13 protein-coding genes are annotated in these 15933 nt (G+C 42.2%); 4 read left to right on the top strand and 9 right to left on the bottom strand.

The features are described from left to right. Window positions 1–109 precede the first annotated feature (109 nt). The 4 genes from DYI25_RS14780 to DYI25_RS14765 all read right to left on the bottom strand — a co-directional run bounded on the left by DYI25_RS14780 (window position 110) and on the right by DYI25_RS14765 (window position 3488). Window positions 110–889, bottom strand: coding sequence for a transposase (locus tag DYI25_RS14780; protein WP_213370218.1), 780 nt, complete (start codon window positions 887–889; stop codon window positions 110–112). 216 nt (window positions 890–1105) lie between these two features. Next, window positions 1106–1474, bottom strand: a complete 369-nt coding sequence (pgaD, locus tag DYI25_RS14775; protein WP_213370216.1) for a poly-beta-1,6-N-acetyl-D-glucosamine biosynthesis protein PgaD — start codon at window positions 1472–1474, stop codon at window positions 1106–1108. Between the two features lie 10 nt (window positions 1475–1484). Next, window positions 1485–2723: a poly-beta-1,6-N-acetyl-D-glucosamine synthase gene (gene pgaC / locus DYI25_RS14770; RefSeq protein ID WP_249745463.1), complete on the bottom strand. Its 1239-nt coding sequence runs from the start codon at window positions 2721–2723 to the stop codon at window positions 1485–1487. 219 nt (window positions 2724–2942) lie between these two features. Continuing rightward, window positions 2943–3488: a GNAT family N-acetyltransferase gene (locus DYI25_RS14765; protein WP_213370213.1), complete on the bottom strand. Its 546-nt coding sequence runs from the start codon at window positions 3486–3488 to the stop codon at window positions 2943–2945. Between the two features lie 387 nt (window positions 3489–3875). Here DYI25_RS14765 and DYI25_RS14760 point away from each other — a divergent pair, with 387 nt between their 5' ends. Genes DYI25_RS14760 through fdhF form a run of 3 tightly spaced genes read left to right on the top strand, consistent with a single transcriptional unit; the run spans window position 3876 to window position 8039 of the window. Next, window positions 3876–5135 (top strand): L-lactate MFS transporter, encoded by a 1260-nt coding sequence (locus DYI25_RS14760; RefSeq protein WP_213370211.1) that lies wholly within the window; start codon window positions 3876–3878, stop codon window positions 5133–5135. A gap of 34 nt (window positions 5136–5169) precedes the next feature. Beyond that, window positions 5170–5973, top strand: a complete 804-nt coding sequence (gene fdhD / locus DYI25_RS14755; RefSeq protein WP_213370209.1) for a formate dehydrogenase accessory sulfurtransferase FdhD — start codon at window positions 5170–5172, stop codon at window positions 5971–5973. A 17-nt stretch (window positions 5974–5990) separates the two neighbouring features. Next, window positions 5991–8039: a formate dehydrogenase subunit alpha gene (gene fdhF / locus DYI25_RS14745; RefSeq protein WP_249745462.1), complete on the top strand. Its 2049-nt coding sequence runs from the start codon at window positions 5991–5993 to the stop codon at window positions 8037–8039. A 281-nt stretch (window positions 8040–8320) separates the two neighbouring features. Here the strand turns inward: fdhF and DYI25_RS14740 are convergent, their stop codons facing one another. Continuing rightward, complete coding sequence (locus DYI25_RS14740) at window positions 8321–8926, bottom strand: hypothetical protein (protein WP_213370203.1); 606 nt, start codon at window positions 8924–8926, stop codon at window positions 8321–8323. A gap of 606 nt (window positions 8927–9532) precedes the next feature. Here DYI25_RS14740 and DYI25_RS14735 point away from each other — a divergent pair. Beyond that, the gene (locus DYI25_RS14735) at window positions 9533–10360 is read left to right on the top strand and encodes a hypothetical protein (protein ID WP_213370201.1); all 828 of its coding nucleotides are present in this window, start codon (window positions 9533–9535) and stop codon (window positions 10358–10360) included. Window positions 10361–10518: 158 nt separating this feature from the next. Here the strand turns inward: DYI25_RS14735 and DYI25_RS14730 are convergent, their stop codons facing one another. From DYI25_RS14730 to DYI25_RS14715, 4 genes are all read right to left on the bottom strand, one after another. Next, window positions 10519–11667, bottom strand: coding sequence for a mannitol-1-phosphate 5-dehydrogenase (locus tag DYI25_RS14730; RefSeq protein WP_213370199.1), 1149 nt, complete (start codon window positions 11665–11667; stop codon window positions 10519–10521). 1 nt (window position 11668) lies between these two features. Continuing rightward, a complete protein-coding gene (locus DYI25_RS14725; protein WP_425374521.1) occupies window positions 11669–12103 on the bottom strand; it encodes a PTS sugar transporter subunit IIA in 435 nt (144 codons plus the stop codon). Between the two features lie 2 nt (window positions 12104–12105). Beyond that, window positions 12106–14226 (bottom strand): BglG family transcription antiterminator, encoded by a 2121-nt coding sequence (locus tag DYI25_RS14720; protein WP_213370194.1) that lies wholly within the window; start codon window positions 14224–14226, stop codon window positions 12106–12108. 190 nt (window positions 14227–14416) lie between these two features. Further along, complete coding sequence (locus DYI25_RS14715; RefSeq protein ID WP_213370192.1) at window positions 14417–15835, bottom strand: PTS mannitol transporter subunit IICB; 1419 nt, start codon at window positions 15833–15835, stop codon at window positions 14417–14419. Window positions 15836–15933: the final 98 nt, after the last annotated feature.

Genomic DNA, 15933 nt, shown 5'->3' with positions numbered 1-15933 from the left:
ACACTTGTGCAGATATAAAAGTTCAATTTCCTTTTGGACCATTTACAGGATCATTCATATGGTAGGATTGCTATTGTGGATTTTCAATGAGGATTCTTACTAAAGTTGTTTATACCTTAAAAACCAGACTAGGCGGGATACCGAGGATCCTGGCTGCCTGACGCTGAGATAAACCATCAATACTTTTGATTTTCCTTAACACAATGTCCCTTTCATCTTTAGGCAGGCTCTTCACCTGAGCGATTTCCCGGGTACCGAGGATTTCCTTGATTTCATGCCCTGCCTCTTCATCGGTCAATCTCCGGCGCTTAAACGGATAATCCTCGAGGCACTCATCTTGATTAGTTTGTTCATTATATTCCCTGAATTTCTCCTTAGCGATGGAAGCATCAGGCGAAAACATCTGCAAAACCCTGCTTCTTTCAAGCAAACCTTCCGGGAAACATGGTTGATCATAATACCCGGAACAACTGCTCCACCGCCAATCTTCCACCCTCCCTACCATTCCTGCCTTCACCGGATTTTGATGGATGTACCGGACCACCGTGAGGAAATAATCATCCTGTTCTACACTTTCGCTGTTAAACCGATTCTGAAACAGATGGCCCGAAGTCTGGTATTTCCAATTAAAAAATAACGCATAACTCACACCAACTCGCTTCATCGTCGCCCCAATTCCCTCCTCCCCCTCTTTTAAAAGCAGATGGATATGGTTACTCATTAAACACCAGGCATACACTACAAGCCCAGCATACTCCTTATATTTCTTCAGAATCTCAAGAAACTTCATCCTATCTTCATCATCATGAAAAATATCCTGCCGATTCACCCCGCGAAACATGACATGATAAATACCACTAGTGCTTTTCACCCTAGCTTTACGAGCCATATTGATCACCACTTATAAAATTTTTGTTTTGGAAATTCAATAAAAGAGTTGATTCAGAGAGGAAGGAAGGAGATTAAAATGTGGTTACTTTACATCATATACCACTCAGAAAAATCAGTCATTGTTAAGCCTTAGTTTTTTAAAAATTTTGATCCTAACTGCCATAACAGCAGCTTCAAACACAAAAAAGAAGCAAAGAGTACGTCCCCATGCTTCTCAGTTTCTCTCAATATATTGATTGCTTTGTATCTGTCTTATTTCTTCTTCTGTTAGTTCGAAGTACTCGGCGAGTTCTTTTTGGCTTGTCTGTGGCGGGAAGGTTCTTCTTTTGAGCGGTCCGTATTTGCGCTTGTTGTATGAACTCCACCAGCTAAGGAAGGCGGCGCTTACGATTACCACAAGAACGGTGATGAGCAGGATTGAATTCGCGTTGGCTAAATTCAGTTCAATGAATGTGAAGTCCAGGTCCCCTTCGAAATAAGTGATGAGATTATATAGGAATAGCGCGAGAAACAACCATCCGAAAAAGGTCAGCAGGATGTCTATGATTTTTCGCGGTTTTGACTGCTTACTGTTAATAATCATATTTTCTCCCTTATATATGTAGTCCGCGGTCCGGACTCTCCCATGTGGCAAATTGGTCTTTATTTTTCCTGAGTATTTTTAACCCTCTCGGCACTGCCCTTATGACGAGCAGGGCGTTGATATGCCAGTAAAGGATGGGATACCAGATTCCCCATAGCATGTATTTAAGGATTCCTTTTTCATACTTCCTTTCAATGTAGAGCGCAACCAGGAATTGCAGCAGACATATAATCGATAGATAGTTGCCGATCCATAATGTTGGCATGATGAATTCCTGATCGAAAATATATTTGTACAGCATAATGAGCAGCGACACAAACCAGGTGATCGACCAAAGGACGCTCAGTACCTGTTCGATATAGACCGGGTACAATCTCCGCTGGCGCCAATCCATAAAAATATCCATGTGGCGCAGGATGACTTCAATTCCACCCTGGGTCCATCTCAGGCGCTGCTTCCAGATTCCCTTCAACGTTTCCGGGACAAGCATCCAGCAAAGCGCCTTAGGTTCGTACCGAACGTCCCAGAATCGTCTTTGCAGCTTCCAGGTAATCCCGATATCGTCCGTAATCAGGTCGGTATCCCACATGCCCGCGTCCAGAAGGGCCTTTTTCCGAAAAACAACAAACACACCAGAAACCGTCATGACTTTGCCGAGCACTCTTTGCGTCCTTTTTATTAAACCAATAATACTTGCGTATTCAACCAGTTGGATTCTCGCGAGCAGGCTTGTCCGATTGCGGATCCTCGGGTTGCCGGTAACCGCGCCAACTCTCTCTCCATTATTCGGAGTGATGAAGTGCGGGACGATATGGTTGAGCGCGTCCTTATCCAGAATCGCATCACTGTCGATCGTCGCGATAAGTTCACCTTTCGAGGCCAGCACTCCCTGTTTCAGCGCATTCGCCTTGCCCTTATTGTTCACGACATTGACGAGCCGCAAATTCGGGTACTGGTCAAGCAAAGATTTTAGTATTGTAAGTGTCTGGTCCTTGCTGCCATCATTAATGACGATCACTTCATAGTTGGGATAGTTGAGGCTTGATGCATACTTAACCGTTTCCTCAATTGTCTGTTCCTCATTGTATGCCGGAATCAGCAAGGAAACAAAAGGTAAATCCTCCGTACTGTGTTCAAAGAAGCGATTCTGCTTCTCTTTTTTTACATAATAAATTAAACTTCCCGTAATCCAAACAATCCCCATGACAAGTGGATAATAAAACAGAAACAGCACCAAATAATTGATCAAATTCGCACCCGTCCTATTTAAAAATGTTAGTAGTATTATGATGATAATACTTTGTGGATGGTAGATTAGCAACCTTAAATGTTTGGAATTATTCGGAAATAACTTAGTTATTTTTAACGAGTTAAAAATTTTCAGGTAGTTGTGTCAGAGTCTTTGTAACGAACAAACAAAAAGAAGCAAAGGGTACGTCCCCATGCTTCTGCCCTTGCTTCTGTGAAACTAGTCCAAATCACCTGAATTAATAATCGCCAATACCTGGTGGTCCTCCCATTTTCCATTGATTTTTACGTTCTTTCTGGCGATTCCTTCTTTATGGAATCCTGCCTTCTCTAATACCCGAATTGAGGCAAGATTATGGGGCATGACACCTGCTTCGATTCGGTGGAGCTTCAGTTCACAGAAAGCAAAGTCTACGATCAGCTCAACTGCTTCAGTCGCATAGCCTTTGCCATTATGATCTTTATCTAGAAAATACCCGATAAACGCACTTTGAAGGTCATCCCTTAAGATTTGGAAAAGACTGATCGCACCAATTAATTCATCTCCTTTTTTCTTAAATATGCCGAAGCTGTAACCCGCATCGTTGCTCCGGTCTTCTTTCTGCTGCCTGATCCGTTTAGCCTGAGCTTGCTTAGTGTAAAAGTCGTCACTTCGCGTCATGCTATATTTTTCGAAAAACTCTCTGTTCCTACGCTGCATATCAAGGCTTGCTTCAATATCCTGCTCATTTAACGGCCGTATGAAAACCTGCTTGTTTTTTTCCATAATACCTCCCCCTAAAATAAATAGCTTCTGTTGGAATAATCGTGATGCCTGACTAGTTTCTGGAATACAGTATGTCTATAGATATAATTATGGTAGGAATAGAAAATCTCCTTCCCTTCCTTTTAAAAAATAGTCCAATACCCCAGTTCATTTCCAGCAACGTGTGCTTTTTTCATGAAGTCCTTCTCGTCTTTCTGATGTTATTATTCCCCTGAAATACTGATAGATAGAGGATGGTACATACAACAGAAGCATGGGGTACGTCCCCATGCTTCCTTCTGCTTCCCTCCCTGTCCTAAATTTTTTATTGTCAGAATTTTAAAACATTTGTTATCATACATTATAGCAATGCTTGTAAAAACGTTTAACAAGGAGGAAATAGTCTTAATGGCTGAAACGAAGAAGAATCGTTGGTTGATTGCTGCTGCCGCTGTTGGAATTCATATTTCTATTGGTTCTGTTTATGCTTGGAGTAACTTTACGAACCCGTTAAAAAATTTGTTTGGCTGGTCCGATTCTGAAGTGGCTCTTACCTTTAGTATCGCGATTTTGTTTTTGGGTCTTTCTGCTGCGTTTTTAGGTCATTTTGTGGAAAAGCACGGCCCCAGAAAGGCTGGATTGCTTGCGGCGACCTTTTTTGGTATTGGAATTGCCGGTTCTGGTCTTGCCGTCTTGTTAGGTTCTAAAATTCTCCTTTATCTATTTTACGGGGTTTTAGGAGGGATTGGTCTTGGTGTTGGTTATATTGCACCGGTCTCTACGCTCGTAAAATGGTTCCCTGACCGACGTGGGCTGGCCACAGGTCTTGCGATTATGGGATTTGGCTTTGCTGCAGCTGTTTCCAGCCCAATCATGAACAGTTTGATTGAAAGTGTAGGAGTCGCAAACACGTTTTTCATTCTTGGAAGCGCTTACTTTGTTTTAATGGCGGCATCTTCTTTATATTTGGAAAAGCCGCCCGAAGGATGGATGCCGGAGGGCTTTAAGCAAAAAGTAGAGTCGGGTGCTGCGAAGCCGAGAATGGACCTTTCACAGCTGACAGCGAACGAAGCCGTAAAAACAACCCGTTTCTGGTATTTATGGCTGATGCTGTTCATCAATGTCACATGCGGAATTGCGATTTTGGCGGTGGCCAAACCACTCGCGATGGAGTCGATTGGAATTGGGACAGCGGCCGCTGCAGCACTTGTTGGGGCAATCGGACTCTTTAATGGTTTTGGCCGGATTGGCTGGGCATCAGTTTCCGATTATATTGGCCGTCCGAATACGTATACGACTTTCTTCATCCTGCAAATCGGATTGTTTTTCATGCTTCCGCAAACTTCCAATGCCCTTCTTTTCCAGGTGATGCTTGCCATCATTTATACATGCTACGGTGGAGGGTTTGCCTCTATTCCTGCCTATATTGGCGATTTATTTGGCACAAAACAGCTCGGTGCCATCCATGGTTACATCCTGACGGCATGGGCAGCAGCAGGTCTGGTGGGACCAATGTTTGCAGCCTATATAAAAGATACAACCGGATCGTATGCAGGCAGTTTATCGGTGTTTGGCGGATTATTTGTCGTCGCCTTCATTATTTCCCTGTTAATCCGGGTGGACATGGCTAAGCTTCGAAAACAAAGTGAATCGGAAATAACAGCCTAGATATTTTGTTTGCGGACTGGAGGAACAAAATATCGTGAAGAAGACGAGAACGAAACGAACCATTACCCGTTATGAGAATGGAAACATTGAAAAAGCAGAGGACGATATTGCGACCGAAGAGCCGTTTACAATTAAGTTGAATGAAAAAGAGTTTGCTACTTTAGTCTGTACACCGGAATACATTGAGGATATGGTCATCGGATTTTTGGCTTCAGAAGGCGTCATCAGAAAATTTGCCGACATTGAGGATTTATGGATACAGGAAAAAGAAGGTTTTATCCATGTAAAAACAAACTATACCAATCCTTTTTTTGAAAAGTTTCACTCGAAACGGTATATCACCTCTTGCTGCGGAAAAAGCAGACAGGGATTTGTCTTCTTTAATGATGCGAGATTGTCCCACCATTTCAAACAGGTGAATGTCCTATTAACCTACAAAGATTGTTTTATATTAATGGAAGAGATGCAAAAAAGTTCCGCTGTTTTTAAACAAACAGGCGGGGTCCACAATGCGGCACTGTGTACGAAAGACGGTGTATTGCTGTCCCGTCTCGATATAGGACGCCATAACGCCCTGGACAAAATATACGGCTACTGTCTGCGTCATCAAATTTCATTAAAAGATAAAGTCATCGTGTTTAGCGGCCGGATATCTTCTGAAATCATCACTAAGGTCGCAAAAATCGGCTGTGAGGTGGTCTTGTCGAAATCAGCACCGACAGAACTGGCACTTGAACTTGCAGAAGAACTGGGAATGACTGCGGTTGGCTTTATCCGCAATAATGCATTGAATGTTTATACAAGGCCAGATCGAATCGTCGAAGAAATAGAAATTTAAGGAGGTATGAAATCGGCATGCAAGCTCAACCAAATCAAGTAGAAACGATATGCGGTTTTTGCGGTACAGGATGCGGTCTTGTCGTCGAAGTAGAAGATGACAAGATTAGTAAAGTAAAAGGTTACAAGGAAAACCCATCGAGCCATGGGGAAACCTGTGTGAAAGGCGCTCTGGGATGGGGATATATCCATAGCGACCGGCGGTTAACACAGCCGCTCATCAGAAAAAATGGAGAGTTGACACCAGCCAGCTGGGAAGAAGCATTGACCGTGATTGCGGATAAATTTTCGGATATTAAAGAAAAACATGGTCCAGATGCCTTTGGCTGTTTTAGCTCTTCCAGATCAACGAATGAGTTAAATTATCTCGTTGGCAAATTTATGAGGACGGTCATCGGCACCAATAATATCGACAGCTGCAACCGAACCTGACACGCTCCAAGTGTCACCGGTCTGGTGACTGTATTTGGTACGGGCGCTGCCACGGGGTCTTATGATGAACTTGAGGATACCGACGTGATTCTTGTATGGGGAAGCAATACCCAGGAATGCCACCCAATTATTTTTAACCATATGCGTCGGGGGATAAAAAATGGGACAAAAATGGTCGTCATTGACCCCCGTCAAATTGACCAGACGAAACTGGCCTACAAGTGGCTGCCGGTTCGGGTCGGAACCGATATTGTTTTGGCGAATGCGATGGGGCATGTCATCATCGAAGAGGACTTGGTTCATAAAGAGTTTATTCAAAAAGCAACAGAACAGTTTGAGAAGTATAAGGAAGAAGTCAAGAAATACACCCCGGAATTTGCGGAGCAAGTCACCGGCATTCCGGCGAACGATATCCGGGAAATCGCCAGGCTTTATGCAAGTGCCGATAAAGCAACGATCTGCTGGACATTAGGGATTACAGAACATCATAACGGAACCGAAAATGTCTTTGCTTTAATCAATTTAGCACTACTAACCGGTCATATTGGGAAGTATGGGTCTGGACTAAATCCGTTGCGGGGACAAAATAATGTCCAGGGCGGCGGAGATATGGGTGCCCTGCCGAACAGACTTGTCGGCGGCTGGAATTACGACGACCCCAAAGGGAGAAAACTGCATGAACAAGTATGGGGAACTCCAGTTCCTGAAAAGATGGGAAAGCATCAAACTTTAATGCTCGAGGCAATGGAGAAACAAGAAATAAAGGCAGTCTATGTAATTGGCGAAAATCCGGTTCAATCAGATGCCAATGGAAATCAGGTTGAAAAGATTTTTAAAGACCTTGATTTCCTCGTTGTCCAAGACATTTTAATGACAAAAACGGCGATGCTTGCGGATGTGGTCCTCCCAGCAACAGGCTGGGCTGAAAATGACGGGACACTGGTAAACTCTGAACGCCGGATTCAACGCGTTCGGCCGGCTCTAAAAGGACCTGGTGTATCCCGACATGATCAAGACATTATCCAGGATATCGCCAACAAAATGGGAGCAGAATGGGATTATCAATCAGCGGAAGAAATTTGGGAGGAAATCCGCAAGCTTGCTCCTAATTTTGCCGGTGTAACATATGAACGGATTGAGAAAGAAGGCGGCCTTCAATGGCCTTGTCCTGATGAGAGTCATCCCGGGACCACCTTTCTCCACAGCCGTCTCTGGTCAGAAGATATAGGAATGAAGGCAACATTCATGCCAACCCACTACCAGCCTCCTGCCGAGGAGCCGGATGAAGAGTTTCCTTTGATGCTGACGACCGGGCGCAGACTGCAATTTTATAATACAGGTGTGCAAACAAGAGATTATAAAAAAGTAAAAAACGCCGAAGAAGCATTGGAGATTCACGCCGAGGATGCAGCGAAATATGGATTGCAAGACGGGGATCAAGTAAAAGTAAGCTCAAGAAGAGGAAGTCTCGTTACCAAAGTCAACATCAGTAAAAAACAGCCAAAGGGCTTAGTCTTCATGTCCTTTCACTTCCCCGACCAGGCAAGTACGAATGTGTTAACGAATTCAGCCACTGACCCCCTTGCTGGGACCGCTGAGTTTAAGGCATGTGCGGTGAAGATTGAGCGGGTTTAGAAGCCATATAACCTGAAAAGCACGGAATGTTCCTTTGTCATATTGCAAGAGAATAAGAAAATAAAGTATGCATTTAATGAATGGAACCTTCATTAATCCAGGGTAGTATATTTATATTAATCTTTCTTTAACCAAACACCGCAGGCCTTTAATATACACTCAAAAAGGAGAGTCCATCGTGTACTCTCCTTTTTGTATTAAACCAAACAATATTCAGCAAATTTATTGATAAAAATAGAATCAAAGGGTATGTCCCTAGGCTTCTCCAATTACACACGTAATTACTTTGGATTAAATTCCATTGTCTTAACATAGTTCCCAACCTCCGGAGTACCAGAATCCGCTGAAGGAAAAAAGTATAACGAATTCAAATAAAGGCCAGTCTCAAGTTCACCAGAAAAACCAGCAATATAATGAATAGCTTTCTGCTGATATTCGTTTTCGGTTAAGGGTCTATCTAACGAAAGGTCACCGAATAGTTTATACTCTAATTCTAGTACTTCCCTATCATCAAAAATTTCAATAGAGATTTTTCTTCCATAATCCTTAACAAATTTATTTATTATGTTTTTCACATCATCCATAAAACCTGTATTATTTAATTTTACTGGATCAATTAAGACATAATAAGATGTTCCACCATCATACCTTTTGTCAATAGAATGGATAATTTGATAATTTGGCTCTAAGGTTCGATTGTTAGAAGCCTCTTCAACCTTATTCTCAGCAGAAACTTTTGTATCAACAGTAGTTTCTACAGCAGTATTTAGTTGAGTATTGGTTTTTTCTTTTGTTGTATTTAATGTTGGATCATTGTTTATCTTTAAACCGACATAAACTCCCAAGACAATCACCACAAGTAAAATGACCGGGTTTATTTTTTTCATTTTGCTTCACCTTTATTTTTTTATTTTCTCAATTTCCATATTATAGTAATATAGAGAGAGAGTCTATCAAAGAATAGAATAAAAAATGGTGAGGCATAAGCGGTAAAGGATTTAGGAATTGGCTATGTAAGGATATACTTATAACTTTTGAGAAGAATGGTAATTTTGGGTCATCCAACAGTAAAAGCGGTGGCTAAAAAAAGAATGTTAAATAACTAACAGAAAGACGGGAATACTAATGAATAAAAATTTAAAAATAGCACTTTATACGTCTATAGGGGTTCTATTTGCACTAATCGCTCTAGGTATAGCAACTTTTTATTCTGGGTAACTTAATTACTCAACGAAACTTAACAACTATTATGTAAAAATAAACTGTACCCCGTGCGGTAGACAAAAAAGATATAGTCTACGGAACGGGGGCTTTTTATTCCAAACCTGAGTCTACTCATCTTCTGAACTGTCTTCTTTGGCTCGCACCATTAAAGAATCAAGTCCTAATGCCCCCCTCCCACTTTTCACAAATCCGCCACAATTTCCCCCTCCCCACCCTGTCCTTTTCACCCTTTCATCCATATATAGACTGTGAAAGGGTGGTGCATTAGCATGTCAATTAAATCGGCGGCTATTGAGAATTTTTCGGGGTATTCACAGTTTGGTTCACTGAAGGAGTTTAACAATCATTTTGAAATGTGGATGGCGGATAAGAAGCGTTTTTTCAGCAAGGGTGAGCTGATCGGTCTGAAGAGGATGGCTCGTTTTGCTGCAAAGGTGCCTGGGGTGGCCAATGCCAAGATCGGCACAGTGCTGAAGGCTATTTATGAGGAGTATGGGGAGATGGGGATTTCCCGTTCCACTTTTAAAAGGATGATCCTGAAGGCGAGCAAGATCGGCATTTTCACCGTCTACGAAACAGCGCGCAAAAACGGCTCTCAGTCTAGCAATCTATATGTATTCAATCGTTTCCCGATGAACGGACTACCAGATGGCGGTCAATTGAGCCACCAAAATAAAACTATCATTCTTTCTGAAACTAACATAAAAAAGAATAATAAACGTGAAGATAAGGCTGCTTATGAAAAAAGGTCAGAAAACCAGGCGGAAAATCCTGCTGCCGAAAATGCACCAGAAGACCATCTTTTCGTAAGCGACCGAATTCCAGTTGTTTTCGTCAATCTGGTAAAACACTTCTTCCCAGCCGCGAATGCGATTGAAGAGTTCTGGCGGATGAGCCGGATCACCGCCTACCGCAACAATTATGAACAAGAAGCAGAACTGCTGTTATCTGTGTCTCTTGACTCCTTCAAACAGCTTGTTCGTAAGATGAAATCAAAGATCAATGTAAAGAATCTGTTTGCCTATTATACCGGGATTTTGAATAGGAAGTTTCAAGAACGTTATTTTGAGGAGCTTTATGAGATGGAGTACTGTTAAATACAAAAGGATCGAGTGTAAGTATCATTCATGACATGCGAACTTATACTCAGTATCGCCAGTTTCACTAATCAAGTCACCAAAAGGGCAATACCGTCCCTTGCCTATTCGTATAAATTAAAAAGAAGCATAGGGTACGTCCCCATGCTTCCATGTGTTTACTTCAATTGTTTATACTGTTCGATAATCGTGTTGAAAAGTGGTGATTCTGCAGTAATTCCTGTGAATGTTTCGATTGCTTTTTCTACACCATTTTCCTCGATTGTTGTCTGGACCTTAATGGCTTCCTCATCACCCTGGAAGTCGTATAGCAGTGCTGCAGCAACACCTTTCAGGAGGTTGACAGGTTCTTTTCCTACTACTTCGGAATACTGTCTTGCTGGGCTTACAAGGCGGTCATTTGGACCGAGCTTCCTGATTGGGGAACGGCCGACCCGTGTCACTTCATCGACGATATGCGAATTAGAGAAGCGCTGAAGAATCTTTTGAATATATTTAGCATGATCTCCAGCATTGAACCCGTACTTCTTAACTAGAAACTCGCCGCTTTCGTTCAATGCACCTTCAACTAGCTCACGAATTTGGGGATTTTCCATTGCCTTGTTGATGAATTCTTCTCCGTAATAGTAACCAAAATAGGCTGCCAGTGCGTGACCCGTATTAACTGTGAACAATTTACGTTCAATATAAGGGACCAAATCCTTAACATAGGTGATTCCCTGAATCTCCGGCTTTTCGCCAACAATCTTTGTTTCTTCTACTACCCATTCATAAAATGGTTCTACCTTCACCATCAATTTATCTTCATTCGTCTGGTTCGGTACAATCCGGTCTACAGCTGAATCCGGGAATCCAAACTGGCCTTCAAACTGAGCAATTTCTGCTTCTGTTAACTTTTCATAAACCTTCTCTTTTAAAAGGGAGCTTCCGCCAATCATATTCTCACATGCGATGATGTTCAGCGGCTTGTCAGACTGTGCAGCTCTTTTGCGCAGGCCTTCTGCCACCAATCCCGCGATAAAAGGAATAATATTCGGCCCGATTGCAGTAGTCACAAGATCGGCTTCTGCAATTGCCTGGACTACTTTCTCCGGATTCTCCGCGCTGTTTATGGCTCTGACATTCTTAATGACATCTTCTTGCTGGCCAGGCTCTGCGAGAACCACTTTATATTCATTCTTTTCATTAAGCAAATTAACGATTTCAGCATTAACGTCTACAAAAACCGTTTCATAGCCTGAGTGATATAATAAATTCCCAATAAAACCGCGCCCGATATTCCCAGCTCCAAAGTGTACTGCCAGCATATTAGTTTACTCCTTCAAAAATCTCTATAATTTCTTCAGGTGATTTTGCCGAAATAAGCTTTTCGATATTTTCTTCTTCAGAGCAAACGATCGCAATATTGGATAAGATGCTTAGGTGCTCATCGTTTTTGCCGGCAATGCCAATTAGAAGCTTAACAATATTTCCTCCTCCAAAATCGACCCCTTCAGGCACCTGTATAAATGAAATGCCGGATTCTTTTACAAATTGCTTTGAATCCTCCGTGCCATGCGGAATCGCTACGAAATTCCCCATATAAGTTGAGGTAAGTTCTTCTCTTTCCATCATTTTTTCAATATAGTTAGGTTCAACATACCCTCTATCAACCAGGACACTGCCAGTCAGCTTGATTGCTTCTTCTTTTGTGTTTAACGACTTATTTAATAAGATGTTTTCTTTCGTTAAGATTGATGACATATTCATACACTCCTTAGATGTTCTATTTTTTCGGTAAAAAATTGCTCGAATCTGGTTGATAGATAGGATGCAATTTGATTTTCATCATTTGATTCGAAAATAGCCGTACTTTCTTCACTTTCAATCAGCAATGAACTTAAATGGCTCAGTACCTCAAGCGTTTTTTCATCAGGCTCCTCAGGAGAAAGCATCAAGAGCAGGAACTTGACTTCCATTGGGGAACCATCCATTCCTGCAGTGATGATGGGGTTTTCCAGAGAATAAATGGTGAAGCTCGACTGAATGACGCCCGGGGAACGGGCATGGAAAAGTGCCATGGCCGTACCTGGAACACCCAAGCCCCCTAATTGTTCCCTTCTTTTTAACGCATCTGCCACAAGATCGATATTCTCTACTGTCTGTTTTCGAGATAGCTCTTGTACAGCCTGATATAAGATTTCATCGGTAGTTTTCCGTTCCCTTATTTTAACCAGTTCAAAACCCATAAGAAGCTTAGCTATCGTTTCACTATATTTTTGAACAGTTTGCATTTCCTCTATGAAATTTTTCGCATTTTTCGTCCTCAATGATTCTTGGCTCGAAAAAGGAAGACTGCGATCGGAACTGTTTATGATTTTATATTTATTGATAAATGAACGGATCTTTTCAATTTCATCTTTGTTCAGCATTGGACTGACTATGATGTAGTCCTTGTAATCAGGGATTGGAATCGTTGAAATGACAAGCTGGTAATCAGATTCCTTCAACTTTTTGAATTCCATGACAGAGACATTCTGGACATTCTTCAGCTCCGGAAACTCTTTTTGCAATCTGGTGACAAGCATTTTGGAAGTACCGATCCCGCTCGAACAGATGACCAGTGTTTTAAAGTCCGCCAGCTCTCTTCGCCCCAGGACTGCTGAGCCGAAATGCATGACAAGATAGCCAACCTCCTCATCTGGTACATGATATTCAGGGAATACCTGTTCCGCTGCCTGTTTAACAATTGAGAACAGTTCAGGGTAATCTTTTTTAACCTTACCCGTTAAAGGGTTGCTGATTCCCATTCCCTGCTTGACCCGATACATCGCTGGCTTCAAATGCATGACCAGTCCTTCAAATAATGAGCGATTCGCCGACAGGTCTGTGCCAACCACTTTTTCAACTTGATCTATCAGATGCTTTGCTTTTAACGCAACCTGCAGACTTGATTCTTCCATTAAATACTCATTGTCATGCCTCAGTTTCGCGCCCTTCAGGTGCATGGTGATATATGCCACCTCAGCCTCAGGAATTTCGATCTGAAAAACCTGCTCCAATTGAGCAACGATCTTTTCAGCGAATTTATATTCTTTCGAAGATTGTTGATCCTCCATATAGGCTTTATTAATCGCAATTCCTTCGCCTTTTTGGATTCTTTCGATTGCGAGGGCAAGATGGACAACCAATCCGATATAAGCGCTGTCGGCCATTGCAAAAGGCAGCTCCTGTATGATGGAATCTACTACTTTTTCAACAATCAGCAGCTTCTGCCTCTCTACCAGTCCCAAGAGCCTTTCTGAGATGGTATTGGTTTGCTGGGTTGACCGCTTTTGGATATTCTCTCTTGCAAGGGAAAGGATTTCGGATTCATCCAGATAGGCCGAAATCAGATTTCTCATAGCCCGCCTTTTGGCAGCTTCATCCCCCTCAAGCTCGACTCCATACCCTCTTTTTCTGATCAGGCTTAAACCAAAGGATTCCAGCTTGTCTTCTAATTTTGATAAATCTGCACTGACAGTGGCAATCGTGACATTTAAATCATTTGCCAGTCCGAGCAGCTTTACTGGGCCTTTTGTTTCCAGCAATTCACACAGGATGATCGTCTGTCGTTCGTCAGGAGTGTATTCTGTGTGAAAAAGATTAAACAGGAAAAGCTCCAATTGACGTATTTTCTCCGGACTACCAGAGATTTGGACGCCGACCCCTGATTTTTTCAGCAGGGTAAGCTCATATTCCATCAGGATATCTTCAATATTCTTCAAATCCCGATGAACGGTTCTTCCACTTACACCAATCTTGTCTGCGAGATCTTTCACTGTCATTTCTTCTTTTTCAGTCAGCAAGATTTCTAAAAGCTGCCTTTCTCTCGCTGAAATATACATAAAGGTCACCCCCCGTCTGATGAAATCCAACTTCTCTTAGGTTGTTGACAAAATTGATATTTCATACTGACAATTCTATTTTAAAATGATAAATACCCTTATACAACAAATGATAAATGAGAATTAGTCAATTAAGTTGTTGCCAAGATTTAATAAGTAAAGCCCAGCCAAAACTGGCTGGGCTCTTAACTTACTTCTTCAGTGAGTTGATTAATTCATCATACTTAGGACTGTTCAAGAAGTTGTCGACCGAGATGTGAGTAGCATTTGGAAGCTTTGCTTTCGCACGATCTGTTAAATCTTTATGTGTAATAACAACGTCTGCGTCCTCTGGAAGATTATTGATCGCAGTATTGATGACTGTTTGGTCCAGTCCTGCTTTTTGGACTTTATTTCTTAGGATACCAGCACCCATCGCACTTGAACCCATCCCTGCATCACAAGCAAACACGATCTTGTTGACATCAACAGCTTTCACTTCAGCAGGCTGACTAGTTAATGCAGAAGAAACAGAGCTCTTCTTGCCTTTCATTTCTTCCATTTTAGCTGCAGCTGTAGTCAAATCTTCATCTGTCGCCTTGCTTGTTTTCAAGATCAGTGATGCAACCGCGAATGAAACGGCTGCTGCTACAATTACACCAGCAAGAGTTGCGAAATAACCGCCTTTTGGTGTCATCGCAAGTAGCGCGAAGATACTTCCTGGTGATGGAGCTGCTACAAGACCGGCATCAAGCAGGTTGAATGTGAACACTCCGCTCACGCCGCCTGCGATTGCTGCAAGGATCAGCATAGGCTTCATCAGGATGTACGGGAAGTAAATTTCATGGATACCGCCAAGGAAGTGGATGATTACCGCACCAGGTGCCGTTTGCTTTGCTGTTCCCTTTCCAAATAACCAGAAAGCAAGCAGGATACCCAAACCAGGACCTGGGTTTGTTTCAAGCAAGAAAAGAATTGATTTTCCAGCGTCTGATGCTTGATCGATTGCCAATGGACTTAAAATACCGTGATTGATTGCGTTGTTCAGGAATAATACTTTTGCCGGTTCGATAAAGATGTTAGCCAATGGCAGCATTTTTGCATTGATAATGGCTTCAACGCCACTTGCAAGCACATTGCTTATTGCTACTACAACAGGACCGATTCCCTTATATGCTATTAAAGTCAAGAGACCGCCAATAATACCAGCTGAGAAGTTATTGACGAGCATTTCAAAACCAGATTTTACTTTTCCATGGATGGCCTGGTCAAACTTCTTGATTACCCATCCGCCAATAGGTCCCATGATCATTGCGCCAAGGAACATTGGAATATCAGTACCTACGATGACACCCATTGTTGCAGTCGCACCGACTACCCCACCTCGGACATCGTAAATCATCTTACCGCCAGTAAAACCAATCAATAGTGGCAGCAAGAATGTGATCATTGGGCCAACCAGCTTTGCCAGGTCCTCATTCGGAAGCCATCCAGTTGGGATGAATAATGCCGTAATCAACCCCCACGCAATAAAGGCGCCGATATTTGGCATAACCATACCGCTTAAATAACTTCCGAATTTTTGTATCCTTACTTTTACATCTTGTTTATTGTTAACAGATTCGTTCATCTAGGTTTCCCCTCCAATTAGAAGAATTAACTTTCTAGTTTCATATTAAAGCGTTTACAAAGCTGTTTCAATTTAATGAAAACTGCATTTTGGCAAAA

Source organism: Mesobacillus boroniphilus (assembly GCF_018424685.1).
Classification (GTDB): domain Bacteria; phylum Bacillota; class Bacilli; order Bacillales; family Cytobacillaceae; genus Mesobacillus; species Mesobacillus boroniphilus_A.
This window is presented reverse-complemented; position numbering and strand designations above follow the sequence as displayed.